This window comes from Sinorhizobium fredii NGR234 (assembly GCF_000018545.1).
GTDB lineage: Bacteria > Pseudomonadota > Alphaproteobacteria > Rhizobiales > Rhizobiaceae > Sinorhizobium > Sinorhizobium fredii_A.
The window spans coordinates 850,142-864,924 of sequence record NC_012587.1 but is presented as its reverse complement, the minus strand read 5'-3'; the positions used below and the strand labels follow the sequence as shown (position 1 = coordinate 864,924).

Sequence of the window (14,783 nt, the reverse complement as noted above, 5' to 3'; positions counted from 1 at the left end):
CTTGTCGTTTGCTTGTCAGATGCCGCAGCCTATAATGCGCCATGGACACACGAATCTCTTCCACCTCAATTCTCTCCGTTGCCACCCCCGACGCCTTCGAGCCGCAGACCTTCGATGATCCGGCCGCAGCAGTCGGCTGCCTGCAGGCGCTCTACGAGCGCAATACGCAGTTCCTCTGCGAGGCTTTCGAGGGCCTGGGCAAGAACGGCCGGCCGATCACGCGGTTCCGCGCCTGCTACCCGCAGGTGAGCATCGAGACGAGCAGCTTCGGCCACGTCGATTCCCGGCTTTCCTTCGGCTATGTCAGCTCGCCCGGCGTCTACACGACGACGATCACGCGGCCGCGGCTTTTCCGCCACTATCTGAAGGAGCAGTTCGGCCACCTGATGCGCAACCATGGCGTCGGCGTCACCGTGTCGGAATCATCGACCCCGATCCCCCTGCACTTCGCTTTCGGCGAGAATGCCCATGTCGAGGCGTCGGCGGCCGAGACCATCGACATTCCGCTGCGCGACCTCTTCGATGCGCCCGACCTGACGACGACGGACGACGAGATCGCCAACGGCTCCTATGAGCCCGGGCCGGGCGAGCCCTCGCCGCTCGCCCCGTTCACGGCGCAGCGCATCGATTACTCGCTCGCCCGCCTCAGCCACTACACGGCAACCAGCGCCACGCATTTCCAGAACTTCGTGCTCTTCACGAACTATCAATTCTATGTCGACGAGTTCTGTGCCTGGGCACGCCAGCAGATGGCCGAAGGCGGCAATGGCTACACGGCCTTCGTGGAGCCCGGCAACATTCTGACGCCCGCGGGCGCCGACAAGCCCGAGACCGACTATACGCTCGCCCGCCTGCCGCAGATGCCGGCCTACCACCTGAAGAAGAAGGGCCACGGCGGCATCACACTGGTCAATATCGGCGTCGGCCCCTCAAACGCCAAGACGATCACCGACCACATCGCCGTCCTGAGGCCGCATGTCTGGCTGATGCTCGGCCATTGTGCCGGGCTGCGCAACAGCCAGCGGCTCGGCGACTACGTTCTCGCACACGCCTATATGCGCGAGGATCACGTGCTCGACGACGATCTGCCGGTGTGGATCCCGCTGCCGGCGCTGGCGGAAGTGCAGGTCGCCCTGCAGGACGCGGTGGCGGAAGTCACCGGTTACCAGGGCTACGATCTCAAGCGGATCATGCGCACCGGCACGGTCGCGACCATCGACAATCGCAACTGGGAACTGCGCGACCAGCGCGGCCCGGTCAAGCGCCTGTCGCAGGCCCGCGCCATTGCGCTGGACATGGAATCGGCAACGATCGCCGCCAACGGCTTCCGCTTCCGGGTGCCTTATGGAACGCTGCTCTGCGTCTCCGACAAGCCTCTGCACGGCGAGTTGAAGCTGCCCGGCATGGCGACGGCCTTCTATCGTACGCAGGTCAGTCAGCACCTGAAGATCGGCATCCTGGCGCTTCAGAAGCTCGCCGCCATGCCGCCGGAGAAACTGCATTCGCGCAAGCTCAGAAGCTTCTACGAGACGTCATTCCAGTAGCGAATCACGTCTTAGGCTTCAGCATGAGCGACAACAGCGTGCCGGCCACGGCCGAGACGATGATGAGCAGATGGGCGTTGACGCTGGCGCGTCCCAGGACTTCGAGAGCCGCCTTTCCGCCGGCCGCGCCAAAGGAAACCGCGCCGGCAACGATCGCCGCCGCATAGGTGCCGACGCCGGCCGGCGCATGGACGGGGAGAACGGACGAGAGCTCGCCTCCAAGTGCACCGCCGAAGGCGGCGGCAAGCGGCGCGACGCCCATGATCGCCAGCACCCAGGCGAGCACCGCGACCTTCACGCCCCAGTTCAGCATCGTCATCGCCGAAGCGCGCAGGAACGCCGCGACATGCTCCGGCAGGCCCGCTTCGATCTCGTCGACATGGTGTACGAGCCTTGCCGGCACCGCGCGGCGCAGCAGGCGAAGGATCCTGGCCTTCAGCAGGAAGAACGCGAGCGGCGAGAGCAAGACCATCGCCCAAAGCAACCACGGGACGACCTGGTGGCTGCGGCCGATGATCAGCCCTATCGCCGCCACGGTGAGCAGCGCATGCAGGTCCAAGAGGCGCATGACGAGCAGCGCCGATGTTCCGCGCACCAGCGGAACGCCGAATTCGGCGCGCATCAGCAGCGGAAAACTCGTCTCCCCGGCCCGGAAGGGCAGCATGATGTTCAAAAGATTGTGGACCTGCGTCACGCGAAAGAGCAGCAGGAAACGGCCCGCCGTCTCTCTGGGAAAGTAGTCGTAGATGCGGTAGCAGCGGACGAAGTAGGTCGCGATCAGAAGAGCAAGCGCGGTGAGCACCGACGAGAAACCGATCTCGGCCCATTGCCGCAACAGGGCCGGCCATCCCCAGACCCACTCGACGAAGACGGCATAAGCCGCTATGGCCGCCACGGAAATCAGTGCCATGCGGTTGCGCGCGAGCCACGCGCGCCGGCTCAACTGCCAGTCCGAATTCATGAGATGCCGATTTCCTGTACAGAGACACGCAATTGAGCGTTGGTTATCACCGTTAACTGTGCAAGAAAACCTGCGACGGCACACCGGAGAGACCGCCTTGACTCACATAGAAGAACCTCTGACGGCAACGACGGGCGTCATGGAGGCGATCGAACTGTCCATCGTGGTGCCGGTGTTCAATGAGGAAGACAGTGTCGGTCCGCTCGTCACCCGCATCCGGGAAGCGATGGCCGGCTTCGGCAGGTCCTGGGAACTGATCCTGGTCGACGACGGCAGCACCGACCGGACCCTGCCGAATGCCCGCAAGGAGCTTTTGCGGTCGGACCTGAATCTGAAGATCATCGAGCTGCAGAAGAATTTCGGCCAGACCGCCGCCATGCAGGCCGGGATCGACGCCGCCGTCGGCCGGTTGATCGCGACGCTCGACGGCGACCTGCAGAACGATCCCAAGGACATCCCGCAGATGGTCGCGGCAATCGAGGAACGCGAACTCGACCTCTTGGTCGGATGGCGTCAAAACCGCCGCGACGGCCTGCTGCTGAGGAAGATCCCCTCCTGGTGCGCCAATTTCCTGATCGGCAAGATCACCGGCGTAAGGCTTCATGATTACGGCTGCAGCCTCAAGGTCTATCGCAGCGCGATCATCAAGCAGGTCAAGCTGATGGGGGAGATGCACCGCTTCATTCCGGCCTGGGTCGCCGGCGTCGTGCAGAGCAGCCGGATCGGCGAGATGCCCGTGACGCACCACGCCCGCCACTTCGGCGCATCGAAGTACGGGATCTCGCGCACCTTCCGCGTCATCCTCGACCTGCTCGCGGTGCTGTTCTTCATGCGCTACAAGGCGCGGCCCGGCCACTTCTTCGGCTCGATCGGGCTTGCGACCGGCGGTTTGAGCGCCCTCATCCTGTTCTATCTGGCAATAGACAAGTTCCTCTTCGGCAACGATATCGGCACCCGCCCGATGCTGATCGTCGGCGTCATGCTGTTCCTGTCCTCGGTCCAACTCATCACCACCGGGATTCTCGCGGAAATGATGGCGCGCGCCTATTTCCGCGACGACGATACGGCGAGCTACATCGTCCGCCAGGTCTTCGGGCAGGATCAGCCGGATGCGTGACGTCGTCGAGCGGCGACCAAACCTGGTCTTCATCGTGCTGGCGGGCTACTTCCTGCTGTGCGTCGTCCTGCGCCTCGCCGCGTCGCCTTCACTGGAGATCGACGAGGCGGAACAGGCCTTCCTGTCGCAATTCCTGCAGCTCGGATACGGGCCGCAACCGCCCTTCTACAACTGGCTGCAATACGGCCTGGCGCAACTGATCGGCACGTCGCTCGCGACGATGACGATTCTCAAGAACGGTCTCCTGTTCCTGTGCTGCCTGTTCTACGGCCTCGCTGCGCAGCTTGTTCTGAACGATCGGCGCCTGTCGGCGATGGCGATGTTTGGGATCTTGAGCCTGCCGCCGGTTTTCCTGCTCGCCCAACGCGATCTCTCCCATACGGTTGCGGCGCTCTTCGCCGTATCGCTCTTCCTCTACGGTTTTCTGCGCACGCTGACGCGCCCCAGCCTTTTCTCCTATCTTTTGACCGGCGTCGCGGTCGGCATCGGCGTGATTTCCAAGTACAACTTCGTCGTCGTCCCGGTTGCCGCAATCCTCGCCGTGCTGCCCGAACGAGACCTGCGCAAGCGCATTTTCGATTGGCGAATCCTGGCGGCGATCGCCATCGCCGGCATCATTGCCCTGCCGCACGGATTGTGGGTGCTTCAAAATCTCGACGCCGCCTCGTCGGGTACTTTGAACGAGATGAAGGAGCGCGCCGCAGAGGGGCGCCTCATGCAGACGTTTCACGGCGTCCTTGCACTTTCCTCGGCAATAATTGGCGGCAGCCTCGTCCCCCTGCTGGTCTTCGGCCTGGTCTTCCGCGGCAAGATCCGCACGATCTGGCGGGCAGAAAGCCAGTGGACCCGCATCATGGGGCGGATGATTGCGATCTCGCTTCTTGCCGTGCTGCTTGTCGTCCTCGGCGTCGCTGCGACCCATGTCCGCGAAAAATGGCTGGTACTCTTTCTGGCGCTGCTGCCGCTCTATCTCTGCCTCAAGGTCGAGGCGGCACAGATCGATCCCGCACCGGGCTTCCGGCGCTTCGTGCCGCTGATTGCCTGCATTGTCCTGGGGGCCCTCGTCATCGTGTCGGCCCGGGCCGTGGTGCGCCCCTGGTTCGGCGACTATTCGAAATTGAACATTCCCTATGCCGGTTTTGTCGAAGCGGTTGTCGAGGCCGAAGGCCGGCCGCCTGCGCTGGTGCTGACAAACGACAGGCAGATCGCCGGCAATATCCGGACGCGACTTGCCGATGCCACTGTGCTGATCCCGCATCTTTCGGCCGTGCCGCCGGCCGAGGCCGCGAAGCGGCCGCTGCTGGTGGTCTGGCGCGATGAGACCAACCCCACGCCGCTTCCCGCCACGCTGAGCGAGGCTCTCAAGGCATCCGGCGTCCCCAAATCGGCGGCGACGCCGCGCCGCCTTGAATTGCCTTACATCTACGCCTCCGGACCGGAGCGCTACGGATTCAGCTATATCTGGGTCAGCGAATAAAGCGCCGGTGTTTATTCCGCGCCGACGAGCAGCTTCAGTTCGCCCGGGTGGACACGCAGGGCGACGTCACGCCGCTTGATCGGCAGGAGCTCGCCGTCGATGACGCAGTTGATCTTGCGATCGACCTTGGGAAAATGCAGATCGACCGCGAGTGCGCTCATCTCGGTGATCAGCGGGCTTGCCCGAAATCGACCGCGCAGAATATCGGAAGCGAGCTTTGCAACGCCCGCCGGGCTGAGCGGCGGGGCCGTGTAGAAACCGAGGTGCCCGGCCGTGACATCCTCCGCATACATCAGCGTCGCGTGGCCGAAATGGTTGTTCGAGACCGAAATCTGCGACACATGCCTGCTCTCGCGGTGGCCATCGGCGTCGAATTCGATCTCGAAATCCGGCGGATTGAAGATCACGCCGATGGCGGCGCGCACGCTGGCGCCGATCTTGCCGGGGCGCGAGGCGAACGTATAGGACTGACGATAGCGCACCATGCGGGCGTGCAGCCCCATCGAAAATTGATGCACGAAGGCCCGGCCATCGGCGCTGCCGATGTCGCCATCGATGATCCGGCCATTGGCGAGGACCTCCGGCACCTTCCAGATATCGAGCGGCAGCTTCAACGAACGGGCGAACAGGTTCATCGTCCCTGCCGGAATGACACCGAGCGGCATCCCGGTTCGCCAGGCAACGCCGGCTGCGGCGGAGATCGTGCCATCGCCGCCGCCGGCAACGATCGCATCGAGGTCGTCCCGCCGGCAGGCCGTCTCCAGCGCCTGCGGGATATCGCCCGGTGCCACGACGGCAATTTCGATTTCGTGTCCGGCGGCGCGAAAGACCTCCTCGACCTTCCTGCCATAGGTCTCCATGTCCGTGGTGCGGAAGGTCCCCCCATCTCGATTGAAGATGGCCTTGACTTTCAATGATTGTCCTCTCGATCCAGAAACCTTTCAGCTCCTGAGATAAGGGCGGCGTCCGGGGATTCCAGAGCACACCGGCAAAGACTTTCACGGTCCGTTGCCGAGGCTCCCAGCGCTCGAGTGCGGCGGCCTACAGGGAAGGCAGTTTCAGGGGACCGGCCGTCTTGATCGTTCGGATGGCGAAATTCGAGCGAATGTCCGTCACCCCTTGCAGCGTCAACAAGGTTTCGGTGAGCAGCCTCTCATAGGCGGACAGGTCCTCCACCACCACCTCGGCGAGGAAATCCGCGTTGCCGGAAATCAGGAAGCAGGAGACCACCTCCGGTATGGCGAGCAACGCCTCCTGCTGCCGTCGCGCGTTTTCCTGGCTGTGCTGGCCGACTTTGATCTCGACGAAGACAGTCAGCCCCAGACCCACCTCCTTGCGGTCGATGTCGGCCCGGTAGCCGCGCAGCACGCCTGCCTTCTCCAGATTGCGGATGCGGCGCAGGCACGGGGATGGAGACAGATTGATGCGCTCGGCGATCTCGACATTGGTCGCGCGTGCATCCTCCTGCAGGACCTTGAGGATGGCGATATCGAATTTATCAAGCTTTGGCATATCTCAATCAATTTCATCTGTGGATTGGCATATCGTTGCTCATGATACTCCTCATCAGGCACAAATAGCAAGGACATGCCCTGCGGGTTAGCGCTAAGGTTTCCTCATCAAGACGAAGCTGGAGGAACAAGACAATGGTAGCGCTGACACTCGATCGCGGCTCCGAATCGCCGGCGGCCGGCTATGCCGGCGCCTTCGTCACCGTATTGATCTGGGCGGGCTGGATTCTTGCCACCCGGCACACCGCCGCAACCGACCTCGGCACGATCGACCTCGGGCTTATTCGCTTTGGAATACCGGCGCTGGTTCTTGCTCCGGTGTGGCTGAAGACGGGTCTCATCCCGAAAAATTTGCCGCTGGCGCTGCTGGCCCTGATGGTCGCGGGATCGGGCGCCGTGTTCTTCCAGGTAGCGGCTTTCGCGATCCACGCGACGCCGGCGGCCTCGGTCGGCGTGCTGCTCGGAGGCTCGATGCCGCTGTCGACGGCAATCATCGGGATAACCCTTTTCCGGGAACGTCCCGATCGTATGCGGCTGCTGGGCTTTGCGGCGATCATTGCCGGCATGACGATCCTGCTTACCCGCAGCCTCGGTGCTGCGGATGCGCCCGCCTGGACCGGCTACCTGCTGCTGCCAGCAGCCGCCACGCTCTGGGCAACCTATACCCACGCCTTCCGGCGTTCCGGTCTGAACCCGCTCGAAGGCAGCGCGCTCATCGCCGTCTGGTCGCTCCTCATCCACTTTGCTTTGGCACTCGTTTTCGGCAGTACGCTCGGGCAGGTCCCGGCGCAGGAGATCGGCCTGCAGGTAATGAGCCAGGGCTTTCTTTCCGGTCTTGTCGCCATGCTTGCCTACGGCCTTGCCGTCCGGCGCCTCGGCGGTACGCAAGCGGCCGCCTTCACCGCTCTGACGCCGGTGCTCGCGATGATCGGCGGCGGCATGCTGCTTGGAGAGGCGATCGGGCCATTCGAGATCGCCGCTGCAGCTGTCACGGCCACGGGTGTCGCACTCGCGACCGGAATTCTGTCGCCTCGGCAGGCATAAGCCTAAAAAGAAGCGGCCCGGAACCAAACGTCCCGGGCCGCTTCCCTTCTATGGCTACGGCGCAGAAGCGGTCGCAGCGAGCATTCAGACTTAGCCGTGGACGATTTCACGGTGGCGCTGCAGCCGGCGGCCATAGGCCTGGCTGACGCGGTCGAAGATGATGGCGATGCCGACGATGGCAAGGCCATTGAAGATGCCGAGCGTGAAATACTGGTTGGCGATCGCCTTCAGCACCGGCTGACCGAGGCCCTGGACGCCGATCATCGACGCGATCACGACCATCGCCAGCGCCATCATGATGGTCTGGTTGATGCCGGCCATGATGGTGGGCAGCGCCAGCGGCATCTGCACGTTCTTCAGCTTCTGCCAGCTCGAGGAGCCGAAGGCGTCCGCCGCCTCGAGAACATCCTTGTCGACCAGCCGGATGCCGAGATTGGTCAGGCGGATCATCGGCGGGATGGCGTAGATGACCACCGCGATCAAACCCGGCACCTTGCCGATGCCGAGCAGCATCACCACGGGGATCAGATAGACGAAGCTCGGCATCGTCTGCATCACGTCGAGCACGGGATTGATGATGTTCTGGACGCGATCGGAGCGCGACATGATGATGCCGAGCGGAATGCCGACTGCGATGGACAGCACCGTACAGACGAAGATCATCGAGATCGTCTTCATCGTGTCGTCCCACATGTCGAAATAGCCGATGAGGAGCAGCGTGCCGACGGCGCCAGCGACGACCTTCCAGTTGCGGCTGGCGAACCAGGCGATCAGCGCAATCAGGACCAATATGATCGGCCAAGGTGTGCGCGTCATAAAACGCTCGGCCTCGATCAGGAAGAACTGCAGCGGATCAAAGAAGGATTCGATGCCATCGCCATAGGCACGCGTGAAAGTCCGAAAGCCTTCGTCGATCGCCTTCTTCAGCTCTCGAAGGCTATCGTCATTCATATGCGGAAATTTGGTCAGCCATTCCATCTCTTGATTCCCCTTCGCAACCGGTTAGGCGGCACATCTTTGTTTTTCTTGGCTGCCGCCGTGTTTCAAACGCACCATGCGCTGTAGCTAATGAAGGTGCGCAATCTTATTCTCAAACCGACACGCGGTGAACGAATTCCTGCGCGTGGCGAAATGAAAACGGCGCGCCTTTATGCGCGCCGTCTGTTGCTGTTAGAGCCGGTCAGAGGGCCGCCTTGACTTTCTCTGCGACCTCCGGCGAGACCCACTTGGTCCAGATGTCCGGATTCTCTTCGAGGAAATGCTTGGCGCCTTCCTCGCCGCTCGCCTGATTGTCCGTCATCCAGGCCATCAGCTTGTTGACGGTATCGTTTTGCCAGGCGCGGGTCTTCAGATACTCCATAACCGGGCCGGCACGATCGGCGAAGCCCTTCGTCACCAGCGTCTGGACCGTGTCCTTCGGCCAGTCGTTCTTCTTCGGATCCGGGCAATCGGCGACCGTGTTGCAGCGCTTCCATTCGGCCGGGTCGGCCGGCACGCCGTGATCAAGCTTCACCATCTCGTATTTGCCGAGCAGCGCCGTCGGAGCCCAGTAATAGCCGACCCAGCCCTGCTTGCGTTCGTAAGCCTTGGCGATCGAGCCGTCGAGGCCAGCGGCCGAGCCGGTGTCAACGAGCGTGAAGCCTGCAGCCTCCGCACCGTAGGCCTTGTAAAGCTGTGTCGTCACCACCGTGCCGCCCCAGCCCTGCGGACCGTTGAAGATGGCGCCCTTGCTCGGATCTTCCGGATCCGGGAAGAGTTCCTTGTGCTTCAACACGTCGTCAATCGTCTTGATGTCCGGATTGGCGTCGACAATGTACTTCGGGATCCACCAGCCCTGCACGCCGCCATCGGGCAGCGAGGACGAGGCGGCAACGAGCTTACCCTCCTGCAAGCCGCGGTTGACGACGTCGGGGAGCAGGTCGACCCAGCCTTCCGGAGCGATGTCCGGCTCGCCCTTTTCAATCATCGATGTGATCGTCGGCACGGTGTCGCCAACGACCAGCTCGGCGCTGCAGCCATAGCCTTCCGTCAGAATGAACTTGTCCACATTCGCCAGCACTTCGGCGCTCTGCCAGTTCATGTTGGCGATCGTCACATCGCCGCATTCCTGCGCCGATGCGGCGCTGCCAAGTCCGAAGAGGCCAACGGCCAGACACGTCGTTGCAAGTAGTTTTTTCATGTCGTTTCCCTCTGTTCTGACGGTGTACCCGTGACGAACTGCCAGCCTCACCGCGGCAGCGGACAGCGATTGGATCAGACCCTCCTGCCGGATCGGGACCGGATGGAGCGGCCTTCGTCGCCATCGATCCAACACTCCCGATCGACGGCTCATGTTACTGCTATCGAGTCTCGCGGGCAAAGGCTTGCCCATTTGCGTCAGCGAGCGGGTTCATTGTCTTTTTTCATGAAGATAAGCAATTGAAGGCTGTGGCGGCAAATTCATCTGCCGCCGGGCATCGGCGCGCGCTCAGGCGCGCCGGGAAACGCTCCCCGACCCATAGGATGACCGTGGCGGCCTACCGGACGTCACATGTTCGGATAGACCGGGCCCTCGCCGCCCTGCGGCGGCACCCAATTGATGTTCTGGTTCGGGTCCTTGATGTCGCAGGTCTTGCAGTGCACGCAGTTCTGGGCGTTGATGACGAAGGTCGGCTGGCCGTCCTTCTCGACCCATTCGTAGACGCCGGCCGGACAGTAGCGCGTCGACGGGCCGGCATAGACGTCGTATTCGGAACGCTTCTGCAACTCGGGGTCCTTGACCTGCAGGTGGATCGGCTGGTCCTCCTCGTGGTTGGTGTTCGACAGGAACACCGAGGAGAGCCGGTCGAAGGTCAGCACGCCATCCGGCTTCGGATAGTCGATCTTCTGGTGCTTGTCAGCCGGTTCGAGGCTCTGCGCATCGGTCTTGCCGTGCTTCAGGGTGCCGAAGAAGGAGAGGCCGAACAGCGTGTTGGTCCACATGTCGAGGCCGCCGAGCGCGACGCCGATCGCCGTGCCGAAGCGCGACCAGAGCGGCTTGACGTTCCTGACCTTCTTCAGGTCCTGGCCGATGGCGCTGTCGCGCCAGCCGCGCTCGATCTCGATCGGTTCGTCATTGGCGCGGCCGCTGGCGATCGCCTCGGCGAGCTTCTCCGCCGCCAGAATGCCCGACAGCACCGCATTGTGGCTGCCCTTGATGCGCGGCACGTTGACGAAGCCGGCCGAGCAGCCGATCAGCGCGCCGCCGGGGAAGGACAGCTTCGGCACCGACTGGTAGCCGCCCTCGGTGATCGCCCGGGCGCCGTAGGAGAGCCGTTTGCCGCCCTCGAAGGTGCCGCGGATCGCCGGATGCGTCTTGAAGCGCTGGAACTCCTCGAACGGGTAGAGATAGGGGTTCTTGTAGTTCAGGTGGACGACGAAGCCGACGGCCACGAGATTGTCCTCGAGATGGTAGAGGAACGAGCCGCCGCCGGTCTTCATGCCGAGCGGCCAGCCGAAGGAGTGCTGTACCAGGCCCGGCCTGTGGTTCTCCGGCTTGACCTCCCATAGTTCCTTCAGGCCGATGCCGAATTTCTGGACGTCGCGGTCCTTCGAGAGATCGAACTTGGCAATCAGCTGTTTGGCGAGCGAGCCGCGCACCCCCTCGCCGATCAGCGTGTATTTGCCCAAGAGCGCCATGCCGCGGGCGAAGTTCGGGCCCGGCTCGCCGGAGCGCTCGATGCCCATGTCGCCGGTGGCGACGCCGATCACCGCGCCTTCGTCGTTGTAGAGCACCTCGGTCGCGGCAAAGCCCGGATAGATCTCGACGCCGAGCGCCTCGGCGTGGGTCGCCAGCCAGCGACAGACGAGCCCAAGCGATACGATGTAGTTGCCGTGATTGTTCATCAACGGCGGCATCAGGAAATTCGGCAGGCGGATCGAGCCGGCCGGGACGAGGAACAGGAAGTGGTCGTCGGTGACTTCGGTCTTGAACGGATGGTCGGCGTCGTTGCGCCAATCGGGCAGCAGCCGGTCAATACCGATTGGATCGACGACGGCGCCGGAGAGGATATGGGCGCCGACCTCGGCGCCCTTCTCGAGCACGACGACCGAGAGCTCCGGATTGACCTGCTTCAGGCGGATCGCCGCGGCAAGCCCGGCCGGACCGGCGCCGACGATCACCACGTCGAATTCCATGCTCTCGCGTTCGGGGAGTTCTTGTCGCTCGGTCATCTCGTGTTCTCCAGTCTTGCCGTTCTCCGCCGGCTCCGTTCCCAGCAAATCATCCCGTCATGACAAATGCCGCAAACCTTGTCGAGCCGGGATGCGACAGACTGTCTCTGCATTTGCGCATGACTTTATGAGTTTAGCACAGTCCATTATCTTACTTGAACGTAAACGTAAATAAATCCCCGACGAAATAACCTCTCGTTCAGCTTGCTTTTGCCGCGCCCGCATGCAACGAGGCCCGCCCCATCCTACTGCATGTCTCCTTAGGTCGACCTCGATTCAAGGACAAAGACATGCAGCAATTCAAAGTGCTACAGCGACCTTTGCGCGCCTGATAAGGCGCGCGGCGCTGTATAGTCGCGAGGACAAAATCATGGCTTCGGCCCTCGGCCTTGATTTCGGAACGACCAACTCCGTCCTGGCGCTGGCGCAGGGCACGTCGACCCGCTCCCTCTTCGTCGAGGGCCCCGCCGGCCGGTTCGACACGACGCGGACCGCTCTTTCCTTCCTGAAGCAGCAGGGCCACGCGCCCTTGAAAGTGGAGGCGGGACAGGCGGCGATCCGCGAGTTCATCGACAATCCCGGGGAGTGCCGTTTCCTTCAGTCGATCAAGACCTTTGCGGCAAGCGCGCTTTTTCAGGGCACCCTGGTCTTTGCGAAACGGCATGAGTTCGAGGATCTCATGTACCGCTTCCTGGCCCGCCTCAGGGACTACGCCGGAGACGACTGGAACAGCGCCTTGCAGCGCCTCGTCGTCGGGCGCCCGGTGCAATTTGCCGGCGCAAGTCCGGACGAGAGACTGGCGATTGAACGCTACAGCCGCGCGCTTGCACGTTTCGATTTTCCGGAGATCCACTACGTCTATGAACCGGTTGCGGCGGCCTTCTATTTTGCCCGCAAGCTCGAGCGCGATGCGACGGTGCTCGTCGCCGATTTCGGCGGCGGGACGACGGACTACTCGATCATTCGCTTCGAAAGCCGCGGCGGACGGCTGATCGCGACGCCGATCGGCCATTCCGGCGTCGGCGTCGCCGGCGATCACTTCGACTTCCGCATCATCGACAATATCATCGCCCCACTCATCGGAAAGGGGAGTCTGTTCAAGAGCTTTGACAAGCTGCTTGAAGTCCCGTCGAGCTACTACGCCAATTTCGGCCGCTGGAACCAGCTGTCGATCTTCAAGACACTCAAAGACTTTGCGGAACTGAAGAAGCTCGTCCGTACGAGCCTCGAGCCGGAGAAGCTGGAGGCATTCGTCGATCTGGTCGATCATGACGAAGGCTACCCGCTTTATCAGGCGGTCTCGGCAACCAAGATACGACTGTCGCAGGAAGACGAAACCGAATTCTTCTTCGCCCCGCTTGGCGAGCGCTCGCGGCGCAGTGTCAGGCGCCAGGATTTCGAGGCCTGGATCGCGCCCGACCTCGCCCGTATCGAAACCGCCCTCGACGAGGTGCTTGTCACGACTTCGACTGCGCCGGCCGAAATCGACAGGGTCTTCCTGACGGGTGGCACGTCCTTCGTGCCCGCCGTCCGCCGGCTTTTTGACAATCGCTTCGGCCAAGAGCGGATCGAAAGCGGCGGAGAGCTTCTGTCGATCGCCCACGGGCTTGCGCTGATCGGCGAGCGCGAGGATATCTCGGCCTGGACGATCGCTGCGTAAATCTCCCGCCCCCTGCTGGACCGTTCTTTCCGATCTGCTAAATTCCGCCCATGATCTCGGCCAACGACCTCTCCGCTTCGGAACTCGCCGCGCTCCTCGCCTTCCATGCGGAGGCGGGCGTCGAATGGTTGCTCGAAGACGAGCCCGTCGATCGGCTGGCGGAATTCGAAGCGATGAAGGCCAAGCGCGCCGACGCACGGGCTGCCCCGCCGGTCCGACAGGCCACACCTCCGGAGGTCCAGGGTGGTCGGGTTCAGCCGGCGACTTCGGGCAAGGCCCGCGACGCTCGTCCCGCCGCGCCAAGCGTTCCGCCGACGGTAGCGATCCCCGACGAGCAGGCGGTCAGCGAGGCGCGCTTCGCTGCCGAAAGCGCCCGATCGCTCGCCGAGTTGCGCACGGCGATGGAGGCTTTTACTGGCTGCAACCTGAAAAACAGCGCCCGCAACCTCGTTTTTGCCGACGGTAACGCCGCATCCGGCATCATGGTCGTCGGGCCGATGCCCTATGCGGAGGACGACCGGGACGGCCAGCCCTTTGCCGGCAGGCACGGCGATATGCTCGAACGGATGCTTTCCGGCATCGGCCTCTCGAGGTCCGACATTCTACTCACCAATGTCGTGCCCTGGCGACCACCCGGAAACCGTGTACCGAGCGGCCGGGAGGCCGACATCTGCCGACCCTTCATCGAGCGGCAGATTGCGCTCGCCGAGCCCAGGCACATGCTTCTGCTCGGCAATTTCACCGCCCGCTTCTTCTTCGGCACCAACGAGACGATCCATCAGACGCGGGGGCAATGGCGAGAGCTTTCCGCGGGAGGCCACCTCGTGCCGGCGCTGGCGACGTTGCATCCCCAGGACCTCATTTCCGCACCGGTCAACAAGCGTTTCGCCTGGCAGGATCTACTGGCTTTCAAGGCCCGGATCAGCGGCTGACGGGCGCGGCCCCGCAGGTGAAGGAAGTATGAACAAAGCCATGCAATTTGCGCATGTCAGCGCCGCGTTTTAATGCGTTGCAAAATCAATGCTGCAACGCAATATGGAGCAACGGGAGGAATGGATAAGGAATTGAACCATGACTGCCCGCTTTCGCCCGATCCACAGCAGCTTTGAGACGCTCCGCCAGGCCCGCGTCGCGCTGCGGACGCCGTACAACAGCTTCGGCAAGGTAGCCAATGAGCAGTTGACGGCAATCGGCCTGGCGCGCACGACGCGCCACCCGGCACAGATTTACGCCGATTTCATTCAACGCTGACCAATTTCCGGTGTAGCGCCAGTCTGG

13 protein-coding genes are annotated in these 14,783 nt (G+C 62.8%); 7 read left to right on the top strand and 6 right to left on the bottom strand.

All coding sequences use genetic code 11. The features are described from left to right. Positions 1 to 41: 41 nt before the first annotated feature. Complete coding sequence (locus NGR_RS15315) at positions 42 to 1,544, top strand: AMP nucleosidase (RefSeq protein WP_012707381.1); 1,503 nt, start codon at positions 42 to 44, stop codon at positions 1,542 to 1,544. Between the two features lie 4 nt (positions 1,545 to 1,548). Here the strand turns inward: NGR_RS15315 and NGR_RS15310 are convergent, their stop codons facing one another. Then, positions 1,549 to 2,505 carry a lysylphosphatidylglycerol synthase transmembrane domain-containing protein gene (locus NGR_RS15310; RefSeq protein WP_012707380.1) on the bottom strand — a complete coding sequence of 319 codons (957 nt, stop codon included), beginning with the start codon at positions 2,503 to 2,505 and terminating at the stop codon, positions 1,549 to 1,551. Between the two features lie 97 nt (positions 2,506 to 2,602). On the opposite strand from NGR_RS15310, the gene NGR_RS15305 reads away from it, so the two are divergent. Both NGR_RS15305 and NGR_RS15300 read left to right on the top strand, forming a co-directional pair. Beyond that, on the top strand, positions 2,603 to 3,622 hold the full coding sequence (locus NGR_RS15305) for a glycosyltransferase family 2 protein (protein WP_012707379.1): 1,020 nt from the start codon (positions 2,603 to 2,605) through the stop codon (positions 3,620 to 3,622). Continuing rightward, positions 3,615 to 5,099: an ArnT family glycosyltransferase gene (locus NGR_RS15300; protein WP_012707378.1), complete on the top strand. Its 1,485-nt coding sequence runs from the start codon at positions 3,615 to 3,617 to the stop codon at positions 5,097 to 5,099. The genes NGR_RS15305 and NGR_RS15300 overlap by 8 nt, the downstream gene beginning before the upstream one ends. Positions 5,100 to 5,110: 11 nt before the next feature. On the opposite strand, the gene NGR_RS15295 is transcribed toward NGR_RS15300, so the two are convergent. Both NGR_RS15295 and NGR_RS15290 read right to left on the bottom strand, forming a co-directional pair. Continuing rightward, the gene (locus NGR_RS15295; RefSeq protein ID WP_012707377.1) at positions 5,111 to 6,013 is read right to left on the bottom strand and encodes a diacylglycerol/lipid kinase family protein; all 903 of its coding nucleotides are present in this window, start codon (positions 6,011 to 6,013) and stop codon (positions 5,111 to 5,113) included. 127 nt (positions 6,014 to 6,140) lie between these two features. Beyond that, the gene (locus NGR_RS15290; protein ID WP_012707376.1) at positions 6,141 to 6,611 is read right to left on the bottom strand and encodes an Lrp/AsnC family transcriptional regulator; all 471 of its coding nucleotides are present in this window, start codon (positions 6,609 to 6,611) and stop codon (positions 6,141 to 6,143) included. Between the two features lie 134 nt (positions 6,612 to 6,745). On the opposite strand from NGR_RS15290, the gene NGR_RS15285 reads away from it, so the two are divergent. Further along, positions 6,746 to 7,654, top strand: a complete 909-nt coding sequence (locus NGR_RS15285; protein WP_012707375.1) for a DMT family transporter — start codon at positions 6,746 to 6,748, stop codon at positions 7,652 to 7,654. 90 nt (positions 7,655 to 7,744) lie between these two features. Here the strand turns inward: NGR_RS15285 and NGR_RS15280 are convergent, their stop codons facing one another. The 3 genes from NGR_RS15280 to NGR_RS15270 form a co-directional block, all read right to left on the bottom strand. After that, positions 7,745 to 8,632: an ABC transporter permease gene (locus tag NGR_RS15280; RefSeq protein WP_012707374.1), complete on the bottom strand. Its 888-nt coding sequence runs from the start codon at positions 8,630 to 8,632 to the stop codon at positions 7,745 to 7,747. A gap of 202 nt (positions 8,633 to 8,834) precedes the next feature. Beyond that, a complete protein-coding gene (locus tag NGR_RS15275) occupies positions 8,835 to 9,833 on the bottom strand; it encodes an ABC transporter substrate-binding protein (RefSeq protein WP_164924230.1) in 999 nt (332 codons plus the stop codon). A 347-nt stretch (positions 9,834 to 10,180) separates the two neighbouring features. Next, positions 10,181 to 11,845, bottom strand: a complete 1,665-nt coding sequence (locus NGR_RS15270) for an electron transfer flavoprotein-ubiquinone oxidoreductase (RefSeq protein WP_164924229.1) — start codon at positions 11,843 to 11,845, stop codon at positions 10,181 to 10,183. A 370-nt stretch (positions 11,846 to 12,215) separates the two neighbouring features. On the opposite strand from NGR_RS15270, the gene NGR_RS15265 reads away from it, so the two are divergent. From NGR_RS15265 to NGR_RS15255, 3 genes are all read left to right on the top strand, one after another. After that, positions 12,216 to 13,505 (top strand): Hsp70 family protein, encoded by a 1,290-nt coding sequence (locus NGR_RS15265; RefSeq protein WP_012707371.1) that lies wholly within the window; start codon positions 12,216 to 12,218, stop codon positions 13,503 to 13,505. Between the two features lie 50 nt (positions 13,506 to 13,555). Continuing rightward, positions 13,556 to 14,437, top strand: coding sequence for a uracil-DNA glycosylase (locus tag NGR_RS15260; protein WP_012707370.1), 882 nt, complete (start codon positions 13,556 to 13,558; stop codon positions 14,435 to 14,437). Positions 14,438 to 14,576: 139 nt separating this feature from the next. Then, positions 14,577 to 14,756: a hypothetical protein gene (locus NGR_RS15255; RefSeq protein ID WP_012707369.1), complete on the top strand. Its 180-nt coding sequence runs from the start codon at positions 14,577 to 14,579 to the stop codon at positions 14,754 to 14,756. Positions 14,757 to 14,783: the final 27 nt, after the last annotated feature.